The organism is Rhabdaerophilum calidifontis, from assembly GCF_008641065.1.
GTDB lineage: Bacteria > Pseudomonadota > Alphaproteobacteria > Rhizobiales > Beijerinckiaceae > Rhabdaerophilum > Rhabdaerophilum calidifontis.
This window is the reverse complement of record NZ_VTRS01000002.1, coordinates 132,392-156,978: the sequence shown is the minus strand read 5'-3', so window position 1 is coordinate 156,978 and position 24,587 is coordinate 132,392. Positions and strand designations below refer to the sequence as shown.

Genomic DNA, 24,587 nt, shown 5'->3' with positions numbered 1-24,587 from the left:
GGCTCCTCCAGGCGGATCCCCGGCTGCGGGTCCCGGTTCGCTCCTGATTCCGTGCCGGATGTGACAAGGCTATGACGGACGCCCGTGCCTTCCGCCGTCGCTAGCGCTAGCGCTAGCGCTCGATGCGGATGACCTGCGGCGCGCCGTCGAGCACCCCGTCCTCGGCGATGGCGGCAACCGCGTTGCGGATCAGCAATTCGGTCGTCGCGTAGGTGATGAGGATCACCGGAACCGAGGCGGCGGTTCCGCCGCGCGCGCCCTTCTGGAGGATCGATTCGAGGCTGATGCCGCGCTCAGCCATGCGGGTCGCGATGATCGCTGCCGCGCCAGGGCGATCCATCACCTGAAGGCGGATGTAATAGCCGCCTTCGTGGCGCTGCATCGGCGCGCGCACCGGCTTCTCGAGTTCTCCCGAAGGACGACCGAAGGTCGGAACGCGGTTGCCGCGCGCGATATCGACGATGTCGCCCACCACGGCCGAGGCGGTGGCGCCGCCGCCGGCGCCGGGGCCAACCAGCGTGATCGTGCCGACGGGATCGGCGTCGATCGCCACCGCATTCGTGACGCCCATCACCCCCGCGAGCTGGCTGGTGCGCGCCACCATGGTCGGGTGAACGCGCTGCTCGATGCCCTGCGCGGTGCGTTCGGCGACGCCGAGCAGCTTGATGCGGAAGCCGAGTTCCTCGGCCATCCGCAGGTCGAGCGGGGTGACATTCGAGATCCCCTCGACATAGACCGCGTCGCCATCGACCTCGGTGCCGAAGGCGAGCGCCGTCAGCAGTGCCAGCTTGTGGGCGGTGTCGAACCCCTCGATGTCGAAGGTCGGGTCCGCCTCGGCATAACCCAGCGCCTGCGCCGCCTTGAGGCAGGCCGCGAAATCGAGCCCCTCGGCCTCCATCCGGCTGAGGATGTAGTTGCAGGTGCCGTTGAGAATGCCCGAGACGCGGCGGATCGTGTTGCCGACCAGCGCCTCGCGCAAGGCCTTGATGACCGGGATCCCGCCCGCCGCCGCGGCCTCGAAGGCGATGCCGGTGCCGTTCCGCTCCGCCAGCGCGGCGAGCGCCGGGCCATGGGATGCGAGCAGCGCCTTGTTCGCGGTGACCACGGGTTTTCCGAGCGCGAGCGCGGCCTCGATCATCGACTTCGCCGCACCTTCCGCCCCGCCCATCAGTTCGACGACGAGATCGACCTCCGGATCACGCGCCAGTGCCACCGGATCATCGTGCCAGCGATAGGGCGCGAGATCGACGCCGCGATCCCGCCCGCGCGACCGGGCCGAGACCGCGACCACCGCGACCGGCCGGCCGGCCCGGGCCGCCAGTTCGTTCGCCGCCTGCGCAAGGATGCGGATCGTCGCGGCGCCGACGGTGCCCAACCCCGCGATTCCGATCCGCAATGCCGCTGCCATGTTCGCCCCCGATTCACGCGCTTCTCGCCGGGGTTCTAGCGAGGGAGTGCGGCAGGGGGAAGCGGGAAAGGCCTGGAGTCGACGTCAGCTAACTTCGCGCCCTCGCCAGAGCATCTCGCCGCTATGTGGGACAGCTTGGCGGATGTCATCTGTCATTGCCTTGAGGCATGCGGTTTCAACGGAATTGCCGTGACATGACACGCATGGCGCATTCGCCGTCCGGGGCGGATTGAACGCCCGCCGGCGGCGGGATCCGTCAGGAGGCAGGCCGGGCAGAGAGCTGCTTCTTGAGTTCTTCCGTCATCTGCCCGAGCTTCGCCTCAACCTCGGCGCGCTTGCGCCGGCCCTCGTCCTGCACCTTCAGCACGCCGGTGATGGTGTCGATCAGGTCGCGGTTGGTCTTTTCGAGCGTCTCGATATCGATGATGCCGCGCTGGCTCTGGCGCTCGATCTCGATCGCCTGGGTCTTCATCATCTCGGATGCCTGCTTGAGCATTTCGTTGGTCGCGTCGGTGACGGTCTTCTGCATCTCGAGCGCGCCCTGCTGGCGGTTGAGGCCGAGGAGCAGGATCATCTTCTGCTTCCAGACCGGGATGGTGAGCTGCGTCGTCGCCTGGAGGCTTTCGATGAGCGTCTCGTCGCCGGATTGGACGATGCGGATCTGCGGAAGCTGCTGGAAGCCGATCTGCCGCGCCTGCTGGAGATACATCACGCGCTTTTCGAGCCGGTCGAGCGCCTGGAGCGCATCCTGATAGGTCTGCGCCGCCATCAGCCCCTCGGAGGTGTTCGCTTTCGCATCCGCCTCCGCCTTCAGCTCCTGGAGGCGGCCGGCCTTGAAGGCTTCGCCGTATTCCTTGCCGGCCTCGATATAGACATCGAGCTCGGCGATGGCGGCCCTGGTCTGGTCGTGGAGTTCGTCCAGCATGGCGATGTCGCGACGCAGCCCCTCCTTGTGCTTGTCGAGTTCGATGGTCACGCGGTCGATCTGCCCGGCGACATTCTCGAACCGCTCCTTGAAGCGGCGCAGGCGCGCCTCCATGCTCGTGAACAGGCGCTGGAACCAGTTGAGCCGGCCGATGGTCGCCGGGTCGAGCCCCTTGGCCTTGGCGAGGATATCCGAGAGGAGTTCGCCGGTGCGGCCCATCTCCTTGTTGCGGGTCTCCGCGAGGATGCGGTCCGCGAAATCCGCCACGCGCTGTTGAGCGGTGTCGCCGTAGGTCACGATCTCCGAGCGGTCCTCGATGTTCAGGCCCTTGCGGATGCGGTCCACCGCGCCGCGGTCGAGCTGGATCGAGGGCAGATGCGCGGTGCGGCGCAGGGCCTCGGCATCGGATTTGGCGGTGTCGACCATTGGCAAGCCCTGTTCGTTACCAGCGCAAAACGTCGCGCCGCATGGCGTTAGAGTAGGGATGCGGCAGGCTCATGTCATCGTCCCGAAAGGATCGGCGGAACAAAATTCATTCCGCCCGGGTCCGGACATCGCGCGTTGCAGCCGGCGTCGCGCCTTGTTGCAGATGCTGCGTTGTTTGTTGACGCACAGACGTGCAGCGCGAGAAAAACAAAAACCGGCGCATCAACAGGGGGCAGACATGCGCAACAGATTCACTCCGTTTCTTGCCGTCGCGGCCGGCACTGTCCTGCTCGCCGGCGCGATCACGCCAGCGGCTGCCGGTCCGGCGGAATGTGAGACGATCGGCAAGGCTTTCCAAGCCATCGCGGCCGTTCCGGCCTATCGTCAGGTTGTCGACATGACGACGCCGCCGATGAAGATGGAAGCCATCGTGATCGGCGAGACGATCTACATGAGCGTCGCCGGCTCCTGGAACAAGGTTCGGCTGAAACCCGGCGGCCGCAAGGGCATGCTGGAGGAGATCATGAAGATGACCTCGGTCTCCGATTGCAAGGAAGTGCGCGCCGATACGCTCCCGAGCGGGAACGCGAAGGTCTTCGAATACATGATGACCCCACCCAAGGGAATGCCGGGCGTGAGCGACAAGCCGGCCAAATACACGGTGTGGATCGGGGTCAGCGATGGCCTCGTGCACCGGATGCTTGCGGAGAGCATGACAGTCGATCTCAGCTTCGAAAAGCAGGTTCCGCCCATTCCCTGATCAAGACGAGCGCTCTTCGTCTTGACCGAGGCTCTTGGGTTCTGGCGCCCGGCATCGCACGGGACGATATCGGGTTCGCACCCTCCTCCCGCCCGATGAACAGGACTTCACGGATGACGGGCCCCGCACAGAACACGGAACAGACCTCGGCCAGCCTCCGCTGTCACGCCTTGCTCGAAATCACGCCATTCGAACTCACCCCGCGCGCGGCATCGGGATCACGTTGTGCAGCGTGCCATCCGCCGTGTCGAAGAACTTCTTGAGGTTGCGCGCCGCCTGGCGGATGCGCTGCTCGTTCTCGACGATCGCGAGGCGGACATATTCATCGCCATGCTCGCCGAAGCCGAGACCCGGCGCGACCGCGACCTCGGCCTTCTCGACCAGCAGCTTGGCGAATTCCACCGAGCCCATGGCGCGGAACTTCTCCGGGATCGGCACCCAGGCGAACATCGTCGCCTGCGGCACCGGGATTTCCCAGCCGGCCTTGCCGAAGCTTTCCACCAGCGCGTCGCGGCGCTTGCGATAGGTGTCGCGCATCTCGCGGATGCAATCGTCCGGACCGTTCAGCGCCGCGGTGGCGGCGACCTGGATCGGCGTATAGGCGCCGTAATCGAGATAGGATTTCACCCGCGCGAGGGCGCCGATCAGCCGCTCGTTCCCCACCGCGAAGCCCATGCGCCAGCCGGCCATCGAGAAGGTTTTCGACATCGAGGTGAACTCGACCGTGCACTCGACCGCGCCCGGCACCTGGAGGATGGAGGGGGGCGGGTTCGATTCGTCGAAATAGACCTCGGCATAGGCGAGGTCCGAGAGCAGGATGATCTCGTGCTTCCTCGCGAAATGCACCAGTTCGCGGTAGAAATCGAGCCCGGCGACATAGGCCGTCGGGTTGGAGGGATAGCAGACGACGAGCGCGATCGGCTTCGGCACCGAGTGCATGATCGCGCGTTCGAGCGCGGGGAACATCGCCTCGGTGGGTTCGGCCGGGATCGAGCGGATCACCCCGCCGGCCATCAGGAAGCCGAAAGCATGGATCGGGTAGGAGGGGTTGGGCACCAGCACGACATCGCCGGGTCCGCAGATCGCCTGCGCCATATTGGCAAAGCCCTCCTTCGAGCCGAGCGTGGCGACGACCTGCGTGTCCGGGTTGAGCTTCACGCCGAAGCGGCGCTCGTAATAGCCGGCCTGGGCGCGCCGCAGCCCGGCAATGCCCTTGGAGGCGGAATAACGGTCGGTACGCGGCTTGCCCGCGGTCTCGACCAGCTTCTCGATGACGTGCTTCGGGGCCGGCAGATCCGGGTTGCCCATGCCGAGATCGACGATATCGGCCCCGGCGGCCCGGGCCTGCGCCTTGATCTTGTTGACCTGTTCGAAAACATAGGGCGGCAGGCGGCGGATTCGGTGGAACTCGTTCATCGTCTCGTTCGCTTCTCGGTCTCGGTCGCGTCTCGCAGGGCGGGGGCGGTGGATCGGACGGGCGCGTGCGCCCGCACCGATTCAGGAACTCTAGCACGAAACCGGTCCGTAGCCGGCAGGAAAAGCAACAGGGCTATTCCGGCAGCAATTCCTTCGGCACCGGCTGCGGGCGCGGCGGCTGGCTGCCGTCATAGGTCGAGGGGGGCACCGGACGGCGCGCGAAGGCCTTCGAGCGGTCGCGATCGGCGTCCAGCTCGGCCTCGAGCCGCTTCAGCGCCGCCTCGTCGCGCTTCGGCTCGGCGCGCGGCGCCGGCGTCACGCCAACAGGAACGAAATCCGGCGTGCCGGCCGGTCGCGCATCTCGCACGAATTGCGCGGGCTCCGGCGCCGTGGTCGCGGCGCCGACAAGCCGGGCCGCACCGCCGGCCGGTCCTTCCGCGATCGTATCGGCCGCGCAGGCCGCCAGGAGAGACGCCAGGAGAGACGCCAGGAGAATGGCCGGGATCGCCGCGGGCAGCCGGCGGCGCGGATCGGGCGGGGAACATATGATCGGGCGCAAGCAGGACATCGGCATCCGGGTTGGCGGCGCAGTCGGGGGGAGATCAAGGACGCTGCGGCGCCTTTCCTTTCTTCTTTGCTAAAGCCTCGGAAAGAGGCAAAGTTCTGTCAACCGCCCGGCGACACCACGGACCGGGACCAGGAGGCCGGCAGAGGACCGGCATGAGGAAACGATGACCAGAACCCGGAACAGCCGGTCGAAAACCGGGGCACCGCCTCGCCCGCACACCCTCCCGAAGGCTCAACCCGCGCCGGAACCGGCGGTCCCGGCCTCCGCCCCGGCATCGGGCAAGACCGGCTCCGGCAAGACCGAAACCGGCAGGAGAGGCGCGCCCCAGACGCTTGCAGGCAAGACGCCTGCGCCCAAACCGGATGCGGCCGAGTCGGGCGCGGTCAAGTCGAGGGTGGCCAGAACAGCGGCGCGCAAGGCCACCGCGCCCGAGGTGGCGGCGCCTCGCACGGCCAAGGTCCGGGCGCCCATCCCCCAGACATCCGACGCGCAAGCGGCGGCACCCCGGAGGGCGGCGCCCCAAGCCCCCGCCCTGACAGCACCGCCGCCCGGCCTCGAGCCGCGTGCGGAACCGAAACCGGGCGCGGAAGCCAGGCCCGGCGAAGAAGCCAAGCCGGGCGCGAAACATGCCGGCGGAGAGAAGCCGCCGCTGCCGATCGATCTGGAGCGGCTGACGCAGGTTTCGACCGATCTCCTCGCCGAATCCGGCAAGGCCGGCGCGGCGGTGCTGCGCGCGCTCGAAAGCGGCGAACGCGCCTCGCTCGCCCATGAGGAAGGGGTGGATATCGCCAAGACGCTCGGTGCGGTGGCGGAATACTGGCTCAAGGATCCCAAGCGGCTGGTCGAGGCACAGAAGAACCTGTCGATCGACATGATCAGTCTGTGGCAATCCATGCTCAAGCAGGCGGGCGGCGCGCCCGAGCCGGATCATCAGGCCGTGCCGACGCGCGACCCGCGCTTCGCGCATCCGGAATGGACCGAGAACCCCTATTTCAACTTCATCCGCCAAGCCTATTTCCTCGGCGCGCGCTGGGCGAACGACCTCGTCGAACGCGCCGAGTCGCTCGATCCGCACACCAAGCGCAAGGCGCGCTTCTACATGCGCCAGCTCGCCGGCGCGCTCTCGCCCTCGAATTTCGTGATGACCAACCCCGAACTCCTGCGCACCACGATCGAGGAGCACGGCGAGAACCTCGCGCGCGGCATGAAAATGCTCGCGGAGGATATCGAGGCCGGCAAGGGCGAACTCAAGATCCGCCAGACCGACGCGGCGCGCTTCAAGGTGGGCGAGAACCTCGCGACGACCGCCGGAAAGGTCATCTTCCGCAACGAATTGATCGAGCTGATCCAGTACGAGGCGAGCACGCAGAGCGTGTTCAAGCGGCCCCTGCTGATCGTGCCGCCCTGGATCAACAAGTTCTACATCCTCGACCTCAACCCGGAGAAGAGCTTCATCCGCTGGGCGGTGTCGCAGGGGCTCACGGTCTTCGTCATCTCCTGGGTCAACCCGGACGAGCGCCATCGCGCTTACGATTTCGAAGCCTATATGCGCCGGGGAATCCTCGCCGCGCTCGACGCGGTGGAGGCGGCGACGGGCGAGCCGGATGTCGACGCGATCGGCTATTGCGTCGGCGGCACGCTGCTCGGGGTAACGCTTGCCTGGCTCGCGCAGGATCCGCGGCCGGACCGCATCGCTTCGGCGACGCTGTTCACCACCCAGGTGGATTTCACCCATGCGGGGGAATTGCTCGCCTTCGTCGACGAGGGCCAGATCAAGGCCGTCGAGGAGATCATGGCGCGGTTCGGCTATCTGCCGGGCGACAAGATGGCCAGCGCCTTCAACATGCTGCGGCCGAACGATCTCATCTGGTCCTACATGGTCAACAATTACCTCAAGGGCAAGCAGCCGCCGCCCTTCGACCTGCTCTACTGGAATTCGGATTCAACCCGCATGGCGGAGGCGAACCATTCCTTCTACCTGCGCAATTGCTATCTCCACAACCGGCTCGCGAAGGGCGAGATGGTGATCGGCGGGCGCAGGCTCGATCTCGGGAAAGTGACCATCCCCATCTACAATCTCGCGACGCGGGAGGATCATATCGCGCCGGCGAAATCGGTGTTCGAGGGGTCGAAGCTGTTCGGCGGGCCGGTCACCTATGTCATGGCGGGTTCCGGCCATATTGCCGGGGTCATCAACCCGGTAGCCAAGCCGAAATACCAGTTCTGGACCGGCGGCAAGCCTGCCGGCGCCTTCGAGGATTGGGTCGCCGCCGCCACGGAGCATCCCGGCACCTGGTGGCCGCATTGGCTCCTCTGGCTCACGGAAGGCCGGCCGCGCGTGCCCGCGCGCGTGATCGGCAGCGGCGCGCTGAAACCAATCGAGGATGCGCCGGGCAGCTATGTCCGCATGAAGGCCTGAGCGGCAGAACGGAACCGGGCCCCGCCGGAGGCTGAGATCGGGCGGAGCCGGACATCCTGCGCCAGGGATTTCGGGCTTGCAAAAGGAAGGGGCGGCTCGCGCCGCCCCCGCCGTCTCCCCCCGGAGCATGCCGGATGACCCGCAGGATCAGAACTTCTTGACGAGCGGCTCTTCCTTCTTCGGCGCCCCGCCCCAGCGCGAGGTGAGGCCGACCGAGATCAGATGCGCAGTAGCCTTGGATTCACCCGTCAGCGTCAGCGCGCCGGAGGTCTGCGTGATCGGCGCATCCTTTACATGCAGGAACGAATAGGAGGCGTTGAAGGTGAACCGGTCCGACCAATCATAGGAGAGGCCGGCCGAGAGCCAGAGCCGGTCATTGTCCGGCAGCGTGACGCGGCGGACGCTGTCGCGGACCGGGCTCACCTCGTAACCGATGCCGGCGCGCAGGGTCAGCTGGTCGGTGGCCTTGTATTCGCCGCCGACGGAGAAGAACCAGCCGTCCGAGTAGCCGAAGGGCAGCACCGCAAGCGCAGCGTTGGCGGGATTGTCGAGTCGCGCATGGCCGATACGGCCCCAGTTCTGCCACTCGACCGAGGCAAGCAAGTCGATGCGCTGGGAAACCGCCTGGCGCAGCGAGAGATTGACGCGGTTCGGCAGATTGAGCGTGCCTTCGGAATTCTCGCTGACCGCCGGGCCGAACACGGTGCGGCCGGAAATCTTCTGGTCGACGAGCGAGCGCCAGCCCAGGCCGATCTGCGTGCCCTTGAACGGCTGCCAGGTCACGCCGGCGGTGACGCCGAAGCCCCAGCCATCCGATTCCGTGATGCCCGCGCCGCCGGCGACGGCGGTGAAGGGCGCGCCGGGGAGCCGCGCGGTCTGGTGCGCGGAGGCATACTGGATCTGGACGCCGATGCCGACCGACCAGGCTTCGTTGATCTTGTAGGCGATCGTCGGCGTGGCGGTGATGATGCGCAGCTTCGAGGTCGAGGCGAAGAGGCTGCCCTGCCAGACATTCTCGGCCTTGGTCGAGTTGCCGTAGGTCGTGTTCACCGAAAGACCGAGGAAGATGCGGTCATTCACCGGATAGACCACATAGGTCGCCGGCACGAAGTAATCGAGGCCGACATCGCCCGAACGGCCCGAGAAGGCGGCGTTGTAGGCGCCGACATTCGTCGAGGACGTGATCTTGGTCTCGGGGATGCCGAAGGTGTAGTTGCTGTCGAGCGTGAACCGCGAGAAGCCGGTGATCGTCGCCGGGTTGTAGAACATCGTCGCCGCCGAGGACGAGCCGGGTGCCGCGGCACCGGCATAGGCCATGCCGTTGAACACGGTGCTCTGCGAGGAATTGATGAACCCGCCGGCGAAGGCCGAACCGCCGGCCATTCCGACCCCGGCCAGCGCCGTCGTCATCACCAGCGCCGCGCGAAAACCTGACTTCATGGACTGCCCCTATTTCTTCTTCCGGCGCCGATGAATCAGGCGCCGTTCCATCCCGTCCGAATCATCTTGCCGAGGGCTCCGGCGCCGCGCAACTCCCCCTTGCGCAGCGGGGGCCGGCGCCCGGCGCGGCGCAAATTCCCAAAACATGGCAAAAATCCGGCTGAAATCGCCGCCCATGCGCCGGGTGCGGCGCAGCAACTGTTCACGAGTAAACTTTGCCGACGGATTTTGCAGGTCGGGCCCGACCCGCGCGGTGCGGGCGCGCGGCGCCTGGAAGAGCTTTTGCGCGGAGTGTTGCAGAAAAACAGCAGGAATCGAGTGTGTTTTCGCACCCCGCATGGCTGAGCCCCCTTCCGGAACCCGCCCTGCGTTCTTGCATTGGCGGAGGTTCGGGCGTTTTATGGCCGCCCTTGAACTACTGGCGAGACCGGGGGGTCACGTATGAAATTCGTTCGCTTCGGACATGCCGGCAAAGAAAAGCCGGGCATCGTCGACGCCCAGGGCAAGATCCGGGACCTGTCCGAGCATGTGCCCGATCTCTCGGGCAAGGTGCTCAACCGCAAATCCCTCGCCCGGCTCGCCAAGCTCAAGCCCGAGAGGCTTCCGCTCGTCCGCGGCCGGCCGCGGATCGGCCCCTGCGTCGGACAGGTCGGCAATTTCATCGCCGTCGGCCTCAACTACGCCGACCATGCCGCCGAGACCGGCGCGACCCCGCCGGTGGAGCCGATCCTCTTCAACAAGGCGCCATCCTGCATCGTCGGCCCGAACGACGACGTGATGATCCCCAAGGATTCGGTGAAGACGGATTGGGAGGTCGAACTCGCGATCGTGATCGGCGAGCGCTGCAGCCATGTGCCGGAGAAGGAGGCGTTTGACGTCGTCGCCGGCTTCTGCGTCTGCAACGACGTTTCCGAACGCGCCTACCAGACCGAGGGAACCGGGCAATGGATGAAGGGCAAGGGCTGCCCGACCTTCGGCCCGCTCGGCCCCTGGCTCGTGACACCGGACGAGATTCCGGACGTCCAGAAGCTCGGCATGTGGCTCGACGTCAACGGCAAGCGCATGCAGACCGGCTCGACCGCGACGATGATCTTCGGCGCGGCGTTCCTGGTCTCCTACATCTCGCGATTCATGATGCTCGAACCCGGCGATGTCATCACCACCGGCACGCCGCCGGGCGTCGGCATGGGGATGAAGCCGCCGGTCTATCTCAAGCCGGGCGACATCATCCGGCTCGGCATCGAGGGGCTCGGCGAACAGAAGCAGCTCGTCACCGCCTGGCACGCCTGATCAGGGAATCCCGCGGCGGGCGATGAGGCTCATGTTGCCGCCGATCATCGAGGACCAGAGATCGCCCTCGGCGAGGATGGCCGCCGCCCCGGCGGCCCGTTCCGGGAAGCGGCGGGCGTAGAAGGGCAGCCAGGCGAGCTGGCCGCGCGTCAGCGGCTTCTGCGCGGCGCCGGCCCGCTCCGCGAGCGGCCGGGAATCGCCATGCGCGGCCAGCGTGAACGCTGCGAGGCGATGGATCGCGCCGCCTTCCAGCGCATACCAATCCGCACCGCGCCGCGCCGCAAGTTCGGCGAGCATCACCAGGGGCTGAAGCGCGAAGCTGTGATAATGCAGCGCCATGCCGGCGCGCCGCGTCTCGCGGGGCAGCGAGCCGTCCGGCTCGACATGCGTCAGGGCCGTGCGATAGGTCTCGGCGGCGAGCCCCCAATGGCGGGCATTGCCGGTGGCGCTCGAGGCGGCGCCGAGCGCGAAGCCGAGCCAGTAATAAAGGTTGTTCGCCTGCTTCCGGCGCGCGGCATATTGCGCAGTCGCCGCGGCCTCCGCCACGCGGTCGAGCCAGGCCTCGATCACGGCGCGATCGGCCTGCGGCAGCGCCGGCCTTGCGATCAGATAGGCCATGGCGAACCCGGCCAGCGACCAATGACGCTCGAAATGCGCCTGGGTCTCGCTCATCCGGCCGAGCAGCGCCCCGCCTTCGGCCCAGGCGCGCAGCCAGGTGCCGGCGCACAGGCTCCAGTCCCGGTTGCCGGCCAGGCCGCGGCTGGCATAGCGGGCGACATCGGCGCGGAAGCGCTCCAGCGGCGCAACCGAGGCCTTGCGCTTCTCGACCAGCGCCGGATCGGGGATCGAGCCGGCGGAATCGGCGTAGAACGTGTTCGAGGTGATGTCCACGACCGGCGGGGGCGGCGGCGGGCAGGTGGCCGCCCGCGCACCGCCGATACCCGCGACGAAGAAGGCCAGCGCCAGCGCCCGGATCATCTTACCCCCCAAGCATCAGCCGGAGATTCTGCACCGCCGCGCCGGAGGCGCCCTTGCCGAGATTGTCGAGCCGGGCGACCAGCACCACCTGGCCGCGCGTATCGTTCCAGAACACGAACAATTCCAGCCGGTTGGTGTTGTTCAGCGCCTGCGGCTCGATCTTGCCCTTGAGCGCTGCGGTCTCGGCCGCGCTTGCAACATGGACGAAGCGGCTGCCGGCGTAATGCGCCGCGAGGCAGTCGCGCAGCATGCCGGCGCTGCTGACATGGCTCAGCATGTCGATATGCAGCGGCACCGAGACCAGCATGCCCTGCCGGAAATTCCCGACCGAAGGCACGAAGATCGGCGTGCGCGTGAGCCGGGAATAGGTCGTCAGTTCCGGCAGGTGCTTGTGCGACAGCATCAGGCCGTAAAGCTCGAAGGCCGGCGCCGTGCCAGCCTCATAGGCCTCGATCATCGGCCGGCCGCCCCCCGAATAGCCGGAGACGGCGTTGACCGTGACCGGGAAATCCGGCCGCATCAGCCCGGCATCGACAAGCGGGCGGATCAGCGCGATGCCGCCCGTGGGGTAGCAGCCGGGATTGGCGACATTGGCGGCGGCGGCGATCGCCTCCGCCTGACCGCGCGCGAGTTCCGGAAAACCGTAGACCCAGCCCGGCGCAACGCGATGCGCCGTGGAGGCATCGATGAAGCGCGGCCGCGCCGGGCCGAGCGAATCCGCAAGTTCCACCGTCTCCCTGGCCGATTCATCCGGCAGGCAGAGGATGACGATATCCACCTCGGCCATCAGGTCGCGCTTGGCGGCAATGTCCTTGCGCTTCTCCGGCGCGATGGAGCGCAGGACGATGCCGGGCTCGGCCGCGAGAAGATCGCGAATCTGGAGGCCGGTGGTGCCGGCCTCGCCATCGATGAAGATCGTGGGCGAGCTGCCCTTGAGCCTGAAGGCGGATTCTGGGGACATGCGAGGCTCCTTCGACGCCGGCGAACCGGCGGAATGCGGACAAGAACGGGGATGGCGGATCAGAACCCGCTTCGTCGCCCGATCCGGATGGCGTGGAGCCGCCGCATGGTTCATCCCTCCCGCCGCGCCCGCCGCGACGGCCTCGCGATCCTTGCCGCGAAAGCCGCCGCCGCGCAAGGGCTTCCATGCCCAAGGGTTTTGATGCGCGCCCCGGCGCGGGCTTCAGCGGCGGTGGAGGAAGATCGCGAACAGGATCCAGGGCAGGAAGAAACCGCCGCCGGAGAGCAGCAGGCCGAGGAACCGCGCCCATTGCGCCGCCTCCGGCGCGTTGTTGGACAGGAGAGGCACCATCCGCACCAGCCCGAACGTGGCCAGCGGCGACAGGAAGGCCGCGAGCGCCCAGGGCAAGCGGGCACGGAGCGATCGCTCGGGCGCGAACAGGATCAGCAGGCTCGGCAGCAGCACCAGCAGCGCCGTGAGGGCGAGGACGAAGAGACGCATCGGGTTGATCCGGACCCGCAGGGTTGCGGATTTCGTTCAGGCTCGTTCCCATATCGTCGCGCGGCCTGCAACCCCCGGATCCCGGTTCCGGATCCTCGGCTGCCACAGCCGGTACCGACCGGAGGCGCGCTGGCGCCCGCCGCCGCGATCCCCTAGAAGCGTTCCGACGCAAGAGGTTTCCCGATGATCCTGCCGACCGGCAACCCCGCCCTCGACGCCTATCTCCGCAACGGCTATGCGGCGGTGCGCGGCATGTCCTCCGCCTTCGCCGCCTCGATCTGCGGCCATATGATCCGCCGGCAGGGCGAACACGGCATCCGCGGCCATCTCGCCGAGATCGGCACCTTCGAGGGCCGCTTCTTCATCGCGCTCGGGCTCGGGCTCGCACCGGGCGAGCATGCGATCGGCGTCGATGTCTTCACCTGGCCGAGCGAGAGGGTGCTCGACAATCTCCACGCCAATTGCGCCCGCCACGGCCTCGCCCGCGACCGCTACAGCGCGATCAAGGGCTCGACCGCGACCATGACGACCGACGATCTCCGTGCGCCGCTGCGGGCCCGCGCCGATCTCGACCCCGACCTGCCGATCCGCTTCTTCCATATCGACGGCGAGCATGACGATACGCATCTCAACAAGGATCTCGCGCTCGCGCTGCCACTGATGCACGAACACGGGCTGATCGTGCTCGACGACATGCTCCACCCCGCCTATCCTGGCCTGGTGGAGACGGTGCACACATGGCTGCGCGCGCATCCCGATTGGGTGTGCCTCGCGATCCTCGACCGCGAGGACATCGTCGCGGCAGCGAAGTATGTGCTCTGCCGCAGGGCGAGCGTGCACATCTACGAGAAGGACCTGCTCGAAACCTTCGCCGCCAATGTCTTCCCCATGGGGTCGGATGTGGAAGGGCACTTCACGGCTGTCCTGACCCCGCATCCGCGGCTGGCGGAAGTGGATTGAGGGCCGGAACGCTCCCTGCCACACAACGAAAAAGCCCCGGTTTCCCGGGGCTTTCGCATGCTTGGCTGCGGTTGTGATTCCGCATGAGGTTCCGCGCTTCGAGAACTGGCAAGGCGGGCAAAGCCGAGCCAGACCGAAGCGCTGCGACGCTTAGCGCTTCGAGAACTGGAAGCTCCGGCGGGCCTTGGCCTTGCCGTATTTCTTGCGCTCGACCACGCGGCTGTCGCGGGTGAGGAAGCCGCCCTTCTTGAGCGTGGAGCGCAGTTCCGGCTCGTAGAAGGTCAGCGCGCGGGCAAGCCCGTGGCGCACCGCGCCAGCCTGGCCCGAGAGACCGCCGCCGGTGCAGGTGACGGTGATGTCGTACTGATCGACGCGGTTCGCCGCCACCAGCGGCTGGTTGAGGATCAGCCGCAGCACGGGACGGGCGAAATAGACCTCGACCGCGCGCTCGTTGACGGTGATCTTGCCGGAGCCCGGCTTGATCCAGACGCGGGCGACCGCGTCCTTGCGCTTGCCGGTCGCATAGGCGCGGCCCTGCTTGTCGAGCTTCTGGACGTGAACCGGCGCTTCCGGCTGCACGCCCTTGGCCGAACCGCCGAGATCGGCGAGGGAGGAAAGGATCTCAGCCATCGTTACCCGAGCCTCGTGTTCTTGGGGTTGAGCGCCGCGACATCGAGCGCGAGCGGCTGCTGCGCCTCGTGCGGATGCGTCGCGCCCTTGTAGACGCGCAGATTGGCGAGTTGCCGGCGGCCGAGCGGACCGCGGGGCAGCATGCGCTCCACCGCCTTCTCGACGACGCGCTCCGGGAAGCGCCCCTCGAGGATGAAGCGGGCGGACCGCTCCTTGATGCCGCCGATATAGCCGGTGTGGTGGTAATAGTTCTTCTGGTCGCGCTTGCGGCCGGTGAACGCCACCCGCTCGGCATTGATCACGATGACATTGTCGCCGCAATCGACATGGGGGGTGAAGGAGGGCTTGTGCTTGCCGCGAAGCCGCATGGCCACGATCGAGGCGAGGCGGCCCACGACGAGGCCGGTCGCGTCGATCACGATCCATTTCTTGTCGACTTCGGCCGGCTTCGCCACGAACGAGCGCGTGGCAGAGGTCAGGGCCTTCATGACGATCCTCGAAGGGTGTGATCGGAAACGATAAGGCGGCGCATCAGCGCCGCCGGACGTGAAAGGCTATAAGCGATTGTGATTGCAGAATCAATGGCACCAATATTCCGTCGTCAGGCAGAAAACTCAATTCTATCATAGCTTTGTAAATTATGGTATTATTTTACCTCAAACTCCCTGGCGCGGCGGCACGGAATAGGTGCCGGTGACATGCGCCACCGCCGCCGCGAGGCCCTCGGAGCGGATGGTCACCTCGCCGACGCAGAGCCGCGCGCCGGCCTTGAGCAACCGGCATTCGGCGAGGAGATCGGCCTGCTCGGGCTTGCGCAGGAAATTGATCGAGAGATTGGTCGTCACCGCGAGCGGCGTTCGCCCGACCACCGAGAGCACCGCGACATAGAGCGCGAAATCGGCAAGCGTCATCATCGCCGGGCCGGAGAGCGTGCCGCCGGGGCGCAGATGGCGGGGATGATAGGCCATGCGGATCCGGCAGGTGCCGCGCCCCACCGCCTCGATCCCCAGCGTCCGCCCGCCATGATGGATCTCGGGGAAGATCGCGTCGAGATAGGCCTCCATCGCATCGCGGTCGAGGGCGGGCGGCGCATCGTCGGGGCTCATGGGCATCGCGGACTCGGATGAGGGGAACCGGCGCGGCGAAAGCGGCTCGCGCGCGCCCCGGTTCCGGGCTAGACTTTGTTCAAGGGTGAACCGATGGAGATCGCGATGTCAAACGCCCCTGCCCTGACCGATCCTGCGCGCACCGAAGCCCCATTGCGCATGGAGGACGCAGGGCCGATCCGCATCCTCACCCTGGCGGATCCGGCCCGGCGCAATGCGCTTTCCCTGGCCGCCATCGCGCAGCTGCACGCGGCTCTGCGCCAGGCGGCGGCCGAGGCTCCGGCGATCCGCGCCGTCATCCTTGCGGCGGAGGGGCCGGCCTTCTCCGCCGGGCACGATCTCAAGGAAATCCAGGCCGCGCGCGCGGCGCCGGACCGGGGAAAGGCGTTCTTCGAGACTCTGATGGCGGCATGCGCGGAGATGATGCTCGAAATCGTTCACATGCCGGTTCCGGTCATCGCCGCCATCGAGGGAATCGCCACGGCCGCTGGCTGCCAGCTCGTCGCGAGCTGCGACCTCGCGATCGCCGGCGATCGGGCCCGCTTCGCGACCCCCGGCGTCAATATCGGGCTTTTCTGCTCGACCCCGATGGTTGCGCTGGCGCGCAATGTCGCGAGCAAGCACGCGATGGAAATGCTGCTGACCGGCGAGATGATCGATGCCGAAGCGGCGCACCGCTTCGGGCTCGTCAACCGTGTCGTGCCGGCGGGCGAAGCGCTGGATGCGGCCTTGGCGCTGGCGCGGCGGATCGCGGAAAAGCCGGCGGCGACGCTGCGGATCGGCAAGGAGGCCTTCTACCGCCAGCGCGAGATGCCGCTGGCGGATGCCTATGAATACGCCCGCCGCGTCATGGTCGAGAACATGCTGATGCGCGAGGCGGAGGCGGGCATCGCCGCCTTCGTCGCGCGGCCGAAGCGCTGAAGCTCACGCGGCCTCGGCCCGACGCCAGACGGGGAACGGGTCCGGCAGGTCGCGATATTTGTCCGGGTTGAACCGGAGCGGGTTCGAATCCCCGATGAGGCATTGGTCGAGCGCGGCGCGGATCGCCCGCTCATCAAGCCCGATGCCGATGAAGACCAGTTCCTGCCGCCGGTCGCCCCAGACGGAATGCCAGTGGCGGTTGAGCATGTGCCGCCATTCCTCGGAACGCGGCCAGCGCTCCCTCGGCACATTCGCCCACCAGAATCCCATCGCCTCGGTGCGGCAGACGGCGCCGGCAATCGAGAGTTCGCCCACCCATTCCGGCCGCGTCGCGAGCCAGAAATGCCCCTTGGCACGGAGAAGGCCGGGGATGCTGCGAGCGAGGAAATCCGCGAATTTCTCCGGGTGGAACGGCCGTCGCGCGCGATAGACGAAGGAGGAGATGCCGTATTCCTCCGTTTCCGGCACATGGGAGGCGAAGCCGTAAAGCTCTTTCGCCCAGAGCGGATGGCCTTGCGCCTTCCCATGGTCGAAGAGCCCGGTATCGAGGATTGCATCGAGCGGCGCCTTGCCGAAATCGGTTTCGACGATCTTCGCTTCCGGGTTCAGTGCACGCACCACCTTGCGCACGAGATCGCGCTGTTCGGGCGCGACATCCGAGATCTTGTTGATCACCACGACATCGGCGAACTCGATCTGGTCGACGAGGAGATCGACCAGCGTGCGATTATCGCCCTCGCCCGCAATTTCGCCCCGGTCGCGCAGGAAATCCTGGCTGCCGAAATCCTTCATCAGGTTGATGGCATCGACGACGGTGACCATCGTATCGAGCCGGGCGACATCCGAGAGCGAGACCCCCGCCTCGTCGCGGAATTCGAAGGTCGCGGCGACCGGCAACGGCTCGGCGATGCCGGTCCCCTCGATCAGGAGGTAATCGAAGCGGCCTTCGCCGGCGAGCCGGCGCACCTCCGCGAGCAGATCGTCGCGCAAGGTGCAGCAGATGCAGCCGTTCGACATCTCGACGAGCTTCTCCTCGGTGCGCGAGAGCCCGCTGCCGGCACGCACGAGATCGGCGTCGATATTCACTTCGCTCATGTCGTTGACGATCACCGCAACACGCCGCCCCTCGCGGTTGTTGAGGACATGGTTGAGCAGGGTCGTCTTCCCCGCACCGAGAAAGCCGGAAAGAACGGTCACGGGCAGGCGGGAATCGGCATTGGCAAGGGCGGTCGGCATGGCGGCTCCGGCAGAGTGGAAATCATGCCGATATTGTTACTCTATAACATAACGTCAAGCGATTTCGAATGCGCCCCGCGCGCGCGGCGCGGGGCGCAGCGATGCCGGAGCCTGTCAGGCGGCGCGGATCTGGCCGAGAAAGCCCTGGACTTCGGTGCGGATGGCCTGCGCCTCGTCCGAGAGGCGGCTCGCCGCCTCAAGCACATTGGCGGCGACACCGCCGGTATCGGCCGCGGCCTTGGACACGCCGTCGATATTGGCCGTCACCTGATCGGTCTCGCTCGCCGCGCTGCGGACACTCTCGGCGATGATCTCGGCCGCCTCGCGCTGCTGGGCGACAGTGGCCGCAGTCTCGATCGCGATGCGGCGCATATCCTCGATCGTGCTGCTGATCTCGGAGACCGCCGTCAGCGATGCCTTGGCGACCTGCTGGACATGGCTGATATTGTTGCTGATCTCGGCGGTTGCGCGCGTCGTCTGGGCGGCGAGTTCCTTCACTTCCTGGGCGACGACGGCAAAGCCGCGCCCGGCCTCGCCCGCCCGCGCCGCCTCAATCGTGGCATTGAGCGCGAGCAGATTGGTCTGGGAGGCGATGGAATTGATCAGCTCGATCACCTGGCCGATCGCGGAAACCGCCTGATCCAGCTCGCTGAACTGCTCCGCCGTCTGGGTGCTAGTCTGCGAGGCGCGCTCGGAAATGGCGCTGGCGCGCTCCATCCCGACGCTGACCTCGCCGATCGCGGCGGCGAGCGCAGTGCCGGAATTGGCGACGCTCTCGATGCTCTGGGCGAGCGCCCCGGCAGCTTCCGACACGATCTCGGCCTGGCGGGATGTTTCCTCGGCGGCGGCGGACATCGTGACGGCGGCGCTGCGCAAGCTTTCCGAAGTGGCCGCGACAACCTCGACGCGATCGGCGGCATTGGCCTCGAACCCGGCAATGGCGGTGTCCGTCATGCGCTGACGCGCTTCCCGTGCCGCCAGCGCCTGGCCTTCGGCGGCGCGCGCCTCACTCTCGGCGATCACCCCGAGGCGGAATCCCTCGATCGCCTTGGCGATGGTGCCAACCTCGTCCTCCCGGTCCTGGCAGGGGACGGGCTCCGCGGTGTCGCCGTTGTTCATGCGCCCGAGCGCACGGGTGATCGCGGCGAAGGGCCGCGCGACCGAACGGCGCAGCCAGAAGGCGCCGGCGAATGCCAGCAGCACGATAACTCCGGTGAGCAGGCCGGAGGCGAGATCGGCCTGCCACGCAAGCGCAGCGCGATCCGCCTCGATCCGCTCGATCCTGGCGAGATAGGCCTTGGCGAGCGTCTCGATCGCGGCGTTGAACGCCATGCGCACCGAGCGGTTCGCCTCGTTGTCGCCGATGGCGCGCGCCGCCGGCGACCCCTTGGCGCGGCCTTCGGCGATGAGTTCGCGCCGCAGCCGGGAGAAAACCTGCTGATGGCGCTCGAAAGCGGCGAAATCGGCTGCATCTTCGGCGCGGACCAGCGCCCTCCATTCGGCAATAGCGGCCTCGAAGCGCTCGAGATAGGTTTCCATCCCCTTGGCGAACCGTTCGAGCATGGCCGGCTCCTGCGCCATGTAGACGCCGCGCGAATCCATCACCACCGCGAAGACGAGGCCGTTGACGCGCTCGATGAGCCCCTGCTTGCGCATGGTTTCGCTTTTCAGGCGCTCCTGCGCGTCGAGTGCGCGGCCGGTCTGCCAGAGCACGCCGGCAAGCACCACGCTGAGAACCGCGAGGACCCCGACGAAGAGCTGCAGGCGCAGGAAGATCCGCGCCCGGAAGGCCGATAAGAACCAGGACATGCTCCACCCCGAATTGTCCACCTCCCGCCATGGTTGCGACAGCTCGGTAAACTTTTCGTTGTCCTGGCGTTAAGATTCTATTCCTGGATGCAGGACTCGATTCAGCCCCCCATGCGCGGCGACTCGGCTCAGCGCCCGGCCAGCAAGGCCCCCCAGGCGCCCGGATCGACGCCGCCGACCAGCGCGAAGCCGCCCTTCCCGTCCGGCTTGAGCACGACGAGCTTGCCCTGCGGCTCGGGATAATGCCCGGTCGCGGCCTCGAACGGATCATCGTGGCCGACGATCACCGTGTTGAAGCCGGCCGGTGGCACCTGCGCGAGCAGCGGCGTCACGCGCGCCTTCATCGCCCGCGTCTGGGCCTCGGAATATTTCTCGGCCTTCTCGAAATTCAGCGCCGGGTTCTTGATGTGCCGGCCGAAGGCGATCTCGGCCGTCTGCCAGGCGCGGCAATATTCGCTCGACACCACGCCGGCGACCGGAATGCCGAGCAGCTTGACGGCAGCGCCGATCATCTGCGCGTCCTTCCAGCCTTGGGCGCTGAGCGTGCGCTGCGTCGAGCAATCGCCCATCGTGGCGCTGACCTGGTCCGCGCCTTCCTTGTCGGTCACGGCATGGCGCAGGTAGAGCACATGCCCGCCGGCGCGCAGCGCCTCGACCAGCTTTGCCGGAGCAATCTCGGGAAGCTTCACGCCCTCGGCGCGGACCCCGCCCGCGGCGACAAGCGCGGTCAGCATCGCAGCGGCCCGGAGCGGCCGGCTGAAGACATCTGATTTCATGGGACACCTCTTTGCCTGGGGCCGATTCTCGGCCCGAACGTGCGGACATTGCGCTCGGCTGTGGAAGTGTCAATAAATATTTGATTTTGCTTGTGTTTTTTATTAGCTCCAAGTTTTACCATACCAGAATGGCTCCCTCCCGGCTTGCGGCGGCAGGCGACCGGCGCCATCTTTGCGCATCCGAGCCGAGGGTGCCGCATGAGCCATGAATCCTATCCCGACGACCTGATCCGCTCGATCCTCCGGCGCGTCCGCCGCATCGCCATGGTCGGCGCGAGCGACAATCCGGCGCGCCCCTCGTTCCTCGTGTTCAAGTATCTATCGGAGCGCGGCTACGAGGTCATCCCGGTCAATCCCGGCCGGCTGGGGCAGAGCCTGCTCGGCCGCCCCTTCGTCGCGGCGCTGAAGGATATTGCCGGGCCGCTCGACATGGTCGAGATCTTCCGCAACGCCGAAGCCGCGGCCGAGACGGTGGCGGAAGCGCTGGCGCTCACCCCGTTGCCGCGCGTGATCTGGATGCAGCTCGGCGTGCGCAACGACAATGCGGCGGCGCAGGCCGAAGCGAAAGGCGTGACGGTGATCATGGATCGCTGCCCGAAGATCGAATACGGCCGGCTCTCCGGCGAGATTTCCTGGCAGGGGGTCAATTCGCGCGTCCTCTCGGCCCGCAAACCGGCACTGGCGGCCAAGGGATTCCAGAAGCTGACGCTCGACCGGCGCTATTAGCTCAGCCGTCGAGCAGGGCCGGCAACGCCTCTTCCACCGCCTGGCGATAGCTGTCCGGCGTGCCCTGCATGCGCGCGACGAGAAGTGCGCCCTCGGCCAGCGCAAGGACCGCCAACGCCCGCCGGGCGCGGATCGCAGCGTCGAGATCGGGGCGGCTCGCGGCAAGGTTGGCGCGCAGCCAATCGAGCAGCGTCTCGCCGAAGCGCGCGGCCGCATCGCGGGCGGGGTCGGGAATGATGCCGCGCGTGGCGGCCAGGATACCCGCGAAGCAGAAGGCGCTGCGCTCGGTCTTGATGCGGCCGAACGTCTCGAGGAACATCACGATGCGCCGGCGCGGCATCGCCTCGGCGGCATCGATCCCCGCGAGCAGGACGGCGAGATCGCGCCGCGCCCGGTCGAGCGCCGCCGCCGCCAGATCGGCCTTGGTCGGAAAATGGTAGAAGATCGCCGCCGTCCTGAGGCCGATTGCGGCGGCGATATCCTTGATCGAAACGCCCTCGTAGCCACGGTCGGACATCAGGATTTCGGTCGTCGCGAGCACCTTCTCGCGGGTATCGGCGCTCATGCGCGCTCCTTTCGGTTGGGCGATCCTGATCACGCGGTCGTGACCGGCATCGGCCAGGGCTCCCTCAATCTGGTGTTTACTGATCGAACGGTCAATGCTACATGTATTTTGACTGATCGGTCAGTCTGTGGCAATCCCTGGAGGTTCCATGCCCAAGATCAATCCCGTTACCCACCCGGAAGGCGCCGCCAAGACCATTCTCGACGGCGTGCGCGCGAAGATCGGCATGGTGCCGAATCTCTACGCGACCCTTGCGCATGCCCCCGCCGTGCTCGGCGCGCATCTCGCTTTCACGCAGGCGCTTGCCGAAGGCGGCACGCTCGGCGCGAAGGACCGGGAGCGGATCGCGCTGGCAGTCGGCGAGGCGAATGCCTGCCAGTATTGCCTCTCGGCGCATACGCTGATCGGCAAGGGCGCCGGGCTTTCGGCCGAGGAGATCGCTGCCGCCCGCAGCGGCCAGCCGGCCGAGCCGCGCGACGCCGCGATCGTCGCGCTCGCCCGCGCGATCGTCGCCAAGAAAGGCTATGCCGGATCGGAGGATCTCGCCGCGGCGCGCGCCGCCGGCCTGTCGGACGGCGTCATCGTCGAGATTCTGGCGCAGGTAACGGTCAACCTGTTCACGAACTACGCCAACCACCTGTTCGATACGACGATCGACTTCCCCGCTGTCGCACCCGCGAAGGCGGCCTGACCTGCAGCGCCGGGCGGGGAGCACCCGCCCGGCCACTCAAAACAAAGCAGAAGCCCCGGGCCCGCCCGCTCAGCCGCCCCGGATCTCGATCCGTCGCGCCGGCTTCGCCGGATCGGCCGAGCGCGGGACTACCACCTTGAGCACGCCCTTGTCGAAATGCGCTTCGATCTTCGCCTCGTCGGGCTCGAAGGGCAGCGTGAAGCGGCGCAGATAGGTGCCCCGCGCGCGTTCGACGAGGTGATAGTGCTTCTTCTCGTCCTTCTCCTCCTTTTCGGCGCGATGCTCGGCCTTGAGCGTCAGGACGCCGTCCGTGAGATCGAGTTCGATGTCCTTCTGGTCGATGCCGGGCAGCTCCGCCGTCAGTTCGAGCCCAGTGCCGGTTTCGGCGACATCGACCTTCGGCGCGAGGAACCCCTTGCCGCCGAGCGCCTGAAGCGCCGGCCAATCGCGGCCCATCGTCTCGAAGACGCGATCCATCTCGCGCCGGATCAGGCTGAAGGGATCAGCCTCGCCGCCGCGCGCCGCCGATCCGCCCCAGGATGTGGGAATGAGCGAACGAAAATCCATCTCTGCCTCCGGTTGGGTTGTTGCCCCTCGCCCCGCGGCGCTCCATTCTGCGGTCACCGCCCCTGAAGACGGGAGAAGCCTAGCCCGGCGCCCCGCCATTGCCTTGCGACAGATCAAGCGCCGCCATGTGATCCGGGATCGTTCTTCAAACCGAACAGATCGGATTGACGAACGAATTTCCGCCGTATAGAACGCCGCGACCTCGACGGAGAGACCCGATGACCGACCGCGCCCCCGGCTTTGCCACGCTCGCCATCCATGCCGGCGCCCAGCCGGACCCCACCACCGGCGCCCGCGCTACGCCCATCTACCAGACGACATCGTTCGTCTTCGACGATGTCGATCACGCAGCCTCGCTGTTCGGGCTCCAGGCCTTCGGCAACATCTATACCCGCATCGGCAACCCGACCTGCGCGGTGCTGGAGGAGCGGGTGGCGGCGCTGGAGGGCGGCACGGCGGCGCTGGCGGTGGCCTCGGGGCACGCGGCAGAGCATCTGGTGTTCCACACGCTGCTGGAACCCGGCGACGAGTTCATCGCCGCCAAGAAGCTCTATGGCGGCTCGATCAACCAGTTCAACCACGCCTACCGGAAATTCGGCTGGAACGTCGTCTGGGCCGAGGGCGACGATCCGGCGAGCTTCGCGCGCGCGGTGACGCCGAAGACCAAGGCGATCTTCATCGAATCGATCGCCAATCCCGGCGGGGTGATCTTCGACATCGCCGGCATCGCGGCGGTGGCGAAGCAGGCCGGCGTGCCGCTGATCGTCGACAATACGCTCGCCTCGCCCTACCTCATCCGCCCGATCGAGCACGGCGCCGACATCGTGGTCCACAGCCTGACGAAATTCCTCGGCGGCCACGGCAACTCGATCGGCGGCATCATCGTCGATGCCGGCTCCTTCGACTGGCTCAAGGCCGGGAAGCGCTACCCTTCGCTGACCGCGCCGCGGCCGGAATATGCCGGCATGGTGCTGGCCGAGACCTTCGGCAATTTCGCCTTCGCGATCGCCGCGCGCGTGCTCGGGCTCCGGGATCTCGGCCCGGCGCTCTCGCCCTTCAATGCCTTCCAGATCCTCACGGGCATCGAGACGCTGCCGCTCCGGATGAAGAAGCATTCCGACAACGCGCTGGCGGTGGCGCGCTTCCTCTCCACGCATCCGCAGGTCAGCTGGGTCTCCTATCCCGGCCTGCCGGGCGACAAATATCACGCGCTCGCCCAGCGCTACGCCCCGAAGGGCGCCGGCGCGGTGTTCACCTTCGGCCTCAAGGGCGGCAATGCGGCCGGCATCGCGCTCGTCTCGAACCTGACACTGTTCTCGCATCTCGCCAATGTCGGCGACACGCGCAGCCTCGTCATCCATCCCGCCTCGACGACACATCGCCAGCTCACCGACGAGCAGAAGGCCATCGCCGGCGCCGGCCCGGATGTGGTGCGGCTCTCGATCGGCATCGAGGATGCCGAAGACCTGATCGCCGATCTCGACCAGGCGCTGAAGGCCGGGGCCTGA

25 protein-coding genes are annotated in these 24,587 nt (G+C 67.1%); 8 read left to right on the top strand and 17 right to left on the bottom strand.

The annotated features are described in order from the left end of the window. Nucleotides 1-112: 112 nt before the first annotated feature. A complete protein-coding gene (locus FWJ24_RS05470) occupies nt 113-1,408 on the bottom strand; it encodes a homoserine dehydrogenase (RefSeq protein WP_150286800.1) in 1,296 nt (431 codons plus the stop codon). A gap of 256 nt (nt 1,409-1,664) precedes the next feature. Further along, the gene (locus FWJ24_RS05465; RefSeq protein ID WP_206110802.1) at nt 1,665-2,759 is read right to left on the bottom strand and encodes a toxic anion resistance protein; all 1,095 of its coding nucleotides are present in this window, start codon (nt 2,757-2,759) and stop codon (nt 1,665-1,667) included. Here FWJ24_RS05465 and FWJ24_RS05460 point away from each other — a divergent pair. After that, entirely contained in the window at nt 2,749-3,519 is a 771-nt protein-coding gene (locus FWJ24_RS05460) for a hypothetical protein (protein ID WP_150286799.1), read from the top strand. The two genes, FWJ24_RS05465 and FWJ24_RS05460, sit on opposite strands and share 11 nt — an antisense overlap. Before the next feature lie 195 nt (nt 3,520-3,714). Here FWJ24_RS05460 and FWJ24_RS05455 read toward each other — a convergent pair whose 3' ends face one another. Further along, nucleotides 3,715-4,935, bottom strand: a complete 1,221-nt coding sequence (locus FWJ24_RS05455; RefSeq protein WP_150286798.1) for an LL-diaminopimelate aminotransferase — start codon at nt 4,933-4,935, stop codon at nt 3,715-3,717. Between the two features lie 133 nt (nt 4,936-5,068). Further along, nucleotides 5,069-5,503: a hypothetical protein gene (locus tag FWJ24_RS05450; RefSeq protein ID WP_150286797.1), complete on the bottom strand. Its 435-nt coding sequence runs from the start codon at nt 5,501-5,503 to the stop codon at nt 5,069-5,071. Nucleotides 5,504-6,152: 649 nt separating this feature from the next. Between FWJ24_RS05450 and FWJ24_RS05445 the strand changes: the two genes are divergently transcribed. Continuing rightward, entirely contained in the window at nt 6,153-7,922 is a 1,770-nt protein-coding gene (locus tag FWJ24_RS05445) for a PHA/PHB synthase family protein (RefSeq protein ID WP_246155577.1), read from the top strand. A gap of 147 nt (nt 7,923-8,069) precedes the next feature. Here the strand turns inward: FWJ24_RS05445 and FWJ24_RS05440 are convergent, their stop codons facing one another. Then, nucleotides 8,070-9,362, bottom strand: a complete 1,293-nt coding sequence (locus FWJ24_RS05440; RefSeq protein WP_150286795.1) for an OmpP1/FadL family transporter — start codon at nt 9,360-9,362, stop codon at nt 8,070-8,072. A 9-nt stretch (nt 9,363-9,371) separates the two neighbouring features. Beyond that, nucleotides 9,372-9,701, bottom strand: coding sequence for a hypothetical protein (locus FWJ24_RS05435; RefSeq protein ID WP_150286794.1), 330 nt, complete (start codon nt 9,699-9,701; stop codon nt 9,372-9,374). A 102-nt stretch (nt 9,702-9,803) separates the two neighbouring features. Between FWJ24_RS05435 and FWJ24_RS05430 the strand changes: the two genes are divergently transcribed. Further along, nucleotides 9,804-10,652: a fumarylacetoacetate hydrolase family protein gene (locus tag FWJ24_RS05430; RefSeq protein ID WP_150286793.1), complete on the top strand. Its 849-nt coding sequence runs from the start codon at nt 9,804-9,806 to the stop codon at nt 10,650-10,652. Here FWJ24_RS05430 and FWJ24_RS05425 read toward each other — a convergent pair whose 3' ends face one another. The 3 genes from FWJ24_RS05425 to FWJ24_RS05415 form a co-directional block, all read right to left on the bottom strand. After that, on the bottom strand, nt 10,653-11,630 hold the full coding sequence (locus FWJ24_RS05425; RefSeq protein ID WP_150286792.1) for an alginate lyase family protein: 978 nt from the start codon (nt 11,628-11,630) through the stop codon (nt 10,653-10,655). It lies immediately after the preceding gene. Nucleotide 11,631: 1 nt separating this feature from the next. Continuing rightward, a complete protein-coding gene (gene argC, locus FWJ24_RS05420) occupies nt 11,632-12,591 on the bottom strand; it encodes an N-acetyl-gamma-glutamyl-phosphate reductase (protein ID WP_150286791.1) in 960 nt (319 codons plus the stop codon). 222 nt (nt 12,592-12,813) lie between these two features. Further along, nucleotides 12,814-13,092, bottom strand: coding sequence for a hypothetical protein (locus tag FWJ24_RS05415; protein WP_150286790.1), 279 nt, complete (start codon nt 13,090-13,092; stop codon nt 12,814-12,816). Nucleotides 13,093-13,275: 183 nt separating this feature from the next. Here FWJ24_RS05415 and FWJ24_RS05410 point away from each other — a divergent pair, with 183 nt between their 5' ends. Continuing rightward, complete coding sequence (locus FWJ24_RS05410; protein ID WP_150286789.1) at nt 13,276-14,052, top strand: class I SAM-dependent methyltransferase; 777 nt, start codon at nt 13,276-13,278, stop codon at nt 14,050-14,052. 150 nt (nt 14,053-14,202) lie between these two features. Here the strand turns inward: FWJ24_RS05410 and rpsI are convergent, their stop codons facing one another. The 3 genes from rpsI to FWJ24_RS05395 all read right to left on the bottom strand — a co-directional run bounded on the left by rpsI (nt 14,203) and on the right by FWJ24_RS05395 (nt 15,794). After that, the gene (gene rpsI / locus FWJ24_RS05405; RefSeq protein ID WP_150286788.1) at nt 14,203-14,682 is read right to left on the bottom strand and encodes a 30S ribosomal protein S9; all 480 of its coding nucleotides are present in this window, start codon (nt 14,680-14,682) and stop codon (nt 14,203-14,205) included. Between the two features lie 2 nt (nt 14,683-14,684). Beyond that, complete coding sequence (gene rplM / locus FWJ24_RS05400) at nt 14,685-15,170, bottom strand: 50S ribosomal protein L13 (RefSeq protein ID WP_150286787.1); 486 nt, start codon at nt 15,168-15,170, stop codon at nt 14,685-14,687. 168 nt (nt 15,171-15,338) lie between these two features. Further along, entirely contained in the window at nt 15,339-15,794 is a 456-nt protein-coding gene (locus FWJ24_RS05395; protein ID WP_246155553.1) for a PaaI family thioesterase, read from the bottom strand. 99 nt (nt 15,795-15,893) lie between these two features. On the opposite strand from FWJ24_RS05395, the gene FWJ24_RS05390 reads away from it, so the two are divergent. After that, nucleotides 15,894-16,709: an enoyl-CoA hydratase gene (locus tag FWJ24_RS05390; protein ID WP_246155552.1), complete on the top strand. Its 816-nt coding sequence runs from the start codon at nt 15,894-15,896 to the stop codon at nt 16,707-16,709. A gap of 3 nt (nt 16,710-16,712) precedes the next feature. Here the strand turns inward: FWJ24_RS05390 and zigA are convergent, their stop codons facing one another. The 3 genes from zigA to FWJ24_RS05375 all read right to left on the bottom strand — a co-directional run bounded on the left by zigA (nt 16,713) and on the right by FWJ24_RS05375 (nt 20,530). Continuing rightward, entirely contained in the window at nt 16,713-17,945 is a 1,233-nt protein-coding gene (zigA, locus tag FWJ24_RS05385) for a zinc metallochaperone GTPase ZigA (RefSeq protein ID WP_150286785.1), read from the bottom strand. A 114-nt stretch (nt 17,946-18,059) separates the two neighbouring features. Continuing rightward, nucleotides 18,060-19,754 (bottom strand): methyl-accepting chemotaxis protein, encoded by a 1,695-nt coding sequence (locus FWJ24_RS05380; protein WP_150286784.1) that lies wholly within the window; start codon nt 19,752-19,754, stop codon nt 18,060-18,062. Nucleotides 19,755-19,882: 128 nt separating this feature from the next. Continuing rightward, nucleotides 19,883-20,530, bottom strand: coding sequence for a histidine phosphatase family protein (locus tag FWJ24_RS05375; protein ID WP_150286783.1), 648 nt, complete (start codon nt 20,528-20,530; stop codon nt 19,883-19,885). A 198-nt stretch (nt 20,531-20,728) separates the two neighbouring features. Between FWJ24_RS05375 and FWJ24_RS05370 the strand changes: the two genes are divergently transcribed. Then, nucleotides 20,729-21,256, top strand: coding sequence for a CoA-binding protein (locus tag FWJ24_RS05370; RefSeq protein ID WP_150286782.1), 528 nt, complete (start codon nt 20,729-20,731; stop codon nt 21,254-21,256). 1 nt (nt 21,257) lies between these two features. On the opposite strand, the gene FWJ24_RS05365 is transcribed toward FWJ24_RS05370, so the two are convergent. Continuing rightward, nucleotides 21,258-21,821 carry a TetR/AcrR family transcriptional regulator gene (locus tag FWJ24_RS05365; RefSeq protein ID WP_150286781.1) on the bottom strand — a complete coding sequence of 188 codons (564 nt, stop codon included), beginning with the start codon at nt 21,819-21,821 and terminating at the stop codon, nt 21,258-21,260. A gap of 148 nt (nt 21,822-21,969) precedes the next feature. Here FWJ24_RS05365 and FWJ24_RS05360 point away from each other — a divergent pair, with 148 nt between their 5' ends. Beyond that, nucleotides 21,970-22,512: a carboxymuconolactone decarboxylase family protein gene (locus tag FWJ24_RS05360; protein WP_150286780.1), complete on the top strand. Its 543-nt coding sequence runs from the start codon at nt 21,970-21,972 to the stop codon at nt 22,510-22,512. A gap of 69 nt (nt 22,513-22,581) precedes the next feature. Here the strand turns inward: FWJ24_RS05360 and FWJ24_RS05355 are convergent, their stop codons facing one another. Next, on the bottom strand, nt 22,582-23,079 hold the full coding sequence (locus tag FWJ24_RS05355) for an Hsp20/alpha crystallin family protein (RefSeq protein ID WP_150286779.1): 498 nt from the start codon (nt 23,077-23,079) through the stop codon (nt 22,582-22,584). Between the two features lie 218 nt (nt 23,080-23,297). Between FWJ24_RS05355 and FWJ24_RS05350 the strand changes: the two genes are divergently transcribed. Continuing rightward, nucleotides 23,298-24,587: an O-acetylhomoserine aminocarboxypropyltransferase gene (locus tag FWJ24_RS05350; protein WP_150286778.1), complete on the top strand. Its 1,290-nt coding sequence runs from the start codon at nt 23,298-23,300 to the stop codon at nt 24,585-24,587.